This is a genomic window from Alcanivorax sp. (genome assembly GCF_051117345.1).
GTDB lineage: Bacteria > Pseudomonadota > Gammaproteobacteria > Pseudomonadales > Alcanivoracaceae > Alcanivorax.
In genome coordinates, this window is record NZ_JBNPEC010000110.1 from 1 (window position 1) to 3902 (window position 3902).

General features: G+C 56.1%; 4 protein-coding genes. 1 reads left to right on the plus strand and 3 read right to left on the minus strand.

Translation table 11 applies throughout. The annotated features are described in order from the left end of the window. On the plus strand, positions 1-663 hold a 663-nt coding region (locus tag ACFE0K_RS07065; protein ID WP_434535389.1), incomplete at its 5' end, for a type II secretion system protein GspD. Positions 664-967: 304 nt separating this feature from the next. Here the strand turns inward: ACFE0K_RS07065 and ACFE0K_RS07070 are convergent. The 3 genes from ACFE0K_RS07070 to ACFE0K_RS07080 all read right to left on the minus strand — a co-directional run. Then, on the minus strand, positions 968-1306 hold the full coding sequence (locus tag ACFE0K_RS07070) for a hypothetical protein (RefSeq protein WP_434535390.1): 339 nt from the start codon (positions 1304-1306) through the stop codon (positions 968-970). 185 nt (positions 1307-1491) lie between these two features. After that, positions 1492-2502, minus strand: a complete 1011-nt coding sequence (locus ACFE0K_RS07075) for a hypothetical protein (RefSeq protein WP_434535391.1) — start codon at positions 2500-2502, stop codon at positions 1492-1494. Continuing rightward, positions 2495-3902 (minus strand): adenylate/guanylate cyclase domain-containing protein (locus ACFE0K_RS07080; RefSeq protein ID WP_434535392.1); only part of this gene is annotated, 1408 nt, incomplete at its 5' end. The genes ACFE0K_RS07075 and ACFE0K_RS07080, both read right to left, overlap by 8 nt.

Sequence of the window (3902 nt, forward strand, 5' to 3'; positions counted from 1 at the left end):
TCCATCGTGGTGGGGGAGAACGTGCCCTTTATCACCGGCACCAGCACCAGTACCGGTTCCGGTGTGTCCAACCCATTTCAGACCATCCAGCGCGAAGATGTGGGGCTAAGCTTGAAGGTGACTCCCCATGTGGCCGGGTTGTCCACCATCCGTCTGGAGCTTGAGCAGGAAAACTCTCAGGTGAAGGACTCCGTAGGGGAAGCCGCGGACATCGTTACCACCACCCGTAAGCTGGAGAGTACGGTGCTGGCGGACGATGGTGAAACGATTGCCCTGGGTGGTTTGATTCGCGACAACATCACCAAGACAGTACGTAAAGTGCCGATACTGGGTGACATTCCGTTGTTGGGTATTCTATTCCGGTCAACTAGCAATAAACGCGAGAAAAGCAATCTGATGGTGTTCTTACGGCCCACCATCCTGCCGGATAACGAGCGGCTGCTGAGCATGACCCGGCAGAAGTACATGGGCATTACCGCCATGCAGTTCGAATTGAATCGCAAGGGTGAATTGGAGCAGGTGGTGGGTAATCCGTTGCCGGTAAACCTTGAACAGGTGTTTGAAGGTCGCCAGAAAGTGTCACGGGAATACCGAGATGCCTTCGAGGACCAGCAAAATGTCTCCGGCGAGGGCGTTGAGTTTGAGAATGCCGTGCAGGAATAAATTCTTGCTCGTAGCAGCATAAAAAACGCGCCATAATCGGCGCGTTTTTTATAGCTTTTGATCTGCTAAAGGGCACTTTTATAGTCTATTTCTTTGTCCCTATTAAATGTCTTTTTTGATGCATAAGTTGGCCAGCACCTGCCGGTTGCGTGTCAGCCCCTTTTTCAGTTCTTCGTTATCAGTGTAGTGGTGTCGCTTGCTTCAAGATTCGGCAGGTCTGGTTATATTATTAGCTGCAGGAATGCAGGGCTTAATAAGGAGGGGCGCGCTGAGTGCTCCTCCCTCCACATATTTTTGTATCCCTTTACTGGTTAACGCAGCCGGCAACCTCATAAGTGTAATATATGGGATACGGTAGCCCCTTTCTTATAGTGCAGCCAAGGGTTTCTTCTTCGCCAGGGAAAAGGCTGTATGTTCTATATCTTGACCCAGTCTTACTGCCTTCTCGCCAATTGATTTTAACCGTGACATTCACTGGATCGCCGTGAGGGTTTCTTACTGCTTTCTTGTCTGAAAGAGATGATTCTGCTGGGCATGTCCCTGAGGTCTTAATGTAAACATCATCGCAGCTTGCATATGCTGGAGGCGAAAGAAATGAAGCTGAGATAATAGAAAGTGCTGCGGTCATCTGTGTGATTTTCATAGGATCCTTCCTCATTGTGGGTGTGTGCTATTTCAAATAGCCATTTGAATCCTATTCGATAATCATTGCCTTTGTGTTATCGAAAACATAAAAGCTATCTTTGCCAACTTGAAGGGAGATGGATGTGTTATTCGGTAGGTTTGTTCGATTTGGCCACCCATAGGGCAAAAAAAGGGGGGGGCTGATCATTCGTCTTGTAGATTGCGGAGATTAGCCAGAACCCGTCGGCTGCGCTCCAGTTTCTTGTTCAGCTCTTCATCGTTCGGGTACAGGGGGGCGACCTGCTTCCAGATCCGATAGGCCTCGCGATACTGGCCGCGAGCGTACAGGGCCTCGCCGGTATTCATCTCTTCGCTAAAGCGTCGTCGGGCCCATTGCTCCAGGCGTTCTCGATGGTCTGTCAGCACTGGATTGTCCTGATGCTGATTGAGGAAGTGGCGGGCGGCCAGCAAGGATTCCAGCTGGCCATTTCGCTGGTAACGGGCCATCAGTTGTTCCGCTTCTGTCAGCAGGGCGCGATTGTGTCGGGCCCGGGCCCGTTGGCTGGCGTCATTGAGAATCTGTTGTGCTTTGGCCAGTTGCGCAGACGGAGGCTGATCCGGTGCCAGCCGGTGAGCTGCGCTCAGCAGGTCGCGAGCCAGCAGCCATTGCTGGCGCTGGGCAAAGTACTCTCCCAGTCGGGTCAGCTCCTCGATCACAAAAAACCGCTCCTCGGCCAGTTGCTGGCGTTCCTGTTTGGCGCGGGGCAGGTGAAAGCCGCTTAGCTTGTCCGTCAGGCCGGCACTGTTCTGCAGGGCGAGAGCCTGGTTCCGGCGACGCTCAGCCAGTAGTTGGTTGAGCTGATATTCTTCCAGGCTGCTCAGGGCGGTAAGCAGTTCGTCCAGGGCGGATGGGTCCACCACCTTGTTACGATGCGCTTCAATCAGTCTATGGGCTTGCTCCCAGCGTTGCTGGCGGCTCATGGCCTCGGCTTCAAGAATCAGGCGCTGGCGGTACTGGTCGCTGGCCAGGATGATGCCCGGGTACTGTTCCTGCAGCAGGGCATACTGGTCGTGATCCGGGGGCGTGTCTTCAATGATGGCTGCTGCGCCGGCGTAATCATCGTTCGCCAGGGCTTCGCTGACACGTTGCTCCGGATCGCCGAGGGTGGCACAGCCGCCGAGCAGCGCGGCCATTACCAGGCTGGCCTTACGCACGTTGCGACTCCGTATTCTGTTTCGCTAGGAACTGGGCGATGCGCTGTTCCATCAGGGTTTCTGACAGGGCGTGCACGCCATCAATGCGGAACGTGCCCACCGGTTCGGCCTTGCCGCGAATGCGCATGGCGCCGTACTCGGTGGCGCGCACCCGTGACGCGATGTTGGGGTTGGCCAGTAGTGGCGAAGCAGCGATGATTTCATTGCCGCCGGCCATGTTGGACAGGCGCGACGCCAGGTTGACGGTATCGCCGACCACGGTGTACTGCATTCGCTCCCGGGAGCCCAGGTTGCCGGCCAGCATGGCACCGGAATTGATACCGATACGGAATTCCACCGTGGTATGGCCCTGGGCGCGACGTTGCTCGTTGAGTCTTTCTACCATTCTCTGGATCATGACCGCACAGCACAGCCCGTGAAACAGGTGCTCGTCATCCTTCTCCGGCACCCCGAAGACAATCATGGCGCAGTCGCCCATGTATTTGTCGATGGTGCCACGGTAGAAGGTAGTGGCGGTGGTGATGGCGTCGAAATAGACATTGAGGATGTCGGCAATGGCATCCGGCGGCAGGGTTTCCGACAGCCGGGTGAAGCCGACAATATCGGCAAATACCACGGTGGCATGGACATCGCGGCCACCCAGCTGCACCTGGTCCAGGTCTGCCATCATGTTGTGTGCCACCGACGGGCTGACAAAACGCTTCAATACCTGCTCTACCTGATCTTTTTCCAGCATGCCGTGGGCCATGGTGTTGTAGGCCTCAATGAGACCGCCGATTTCGTCATTGCGGCGATCCTGAATCCGGTAGTTCAGATCACCCCGGCGCATGGCACTGGTGGCAGCCAGTAGATCATGAATAGGACGGGCCAGCCGACGGCTGATCAGGAACGAGGCGATGATGGCGATCACGCTCATGATCAGCGTGGCATTGATCATGGTGCCCTGTACCGACTCCCGGGCGGCCATGATCGGGCGGTCGGACAGGGAAATGGCGGTGTAACCGGCGACGGTGTCGCTCACATCCACCGCAGCGTAGTAGGTGGTGACCGGTTCATCCTGCAGCTCCCAGCGCTTGATCTGTTCCTGAAGCGGGTTGGCGGCCAGAGGTAAAATGCCGGCCTTGTCGACCAGGTTGCCACTGCGGTCGAATAGCGCTGCGCCGCGCACGCTGTCGCTGCGGGTCAGGTTATTGAGCTGGACCTTGAGCAGGAAGGTGTCATCTGCCAGCAGGGGTTCGCGGATGGTATTGGCCAGTTGCAGGGCAATGGCTTCACCGAAGGTGTCTGCCTGATCGCGCATGCGGTCGAGCTGATTGTTGAGCAGCAGGGAACCTAGAATGGTCATGCCGCACAAAATCAGCAGTGAAATGGACAGGCCCAGCTTCCAGGCCACCGGGAAG

What these genes read in the sequence shown, in the direction of transcription:
- ACFE0K_RS07070 (WP_434535390.1), bottom strand. Translation starts at nt 1,306, where the DNA reads ATGAAAATCACACAGATGACCGCAGCACTTTCTATTATCTCAGCTTCA.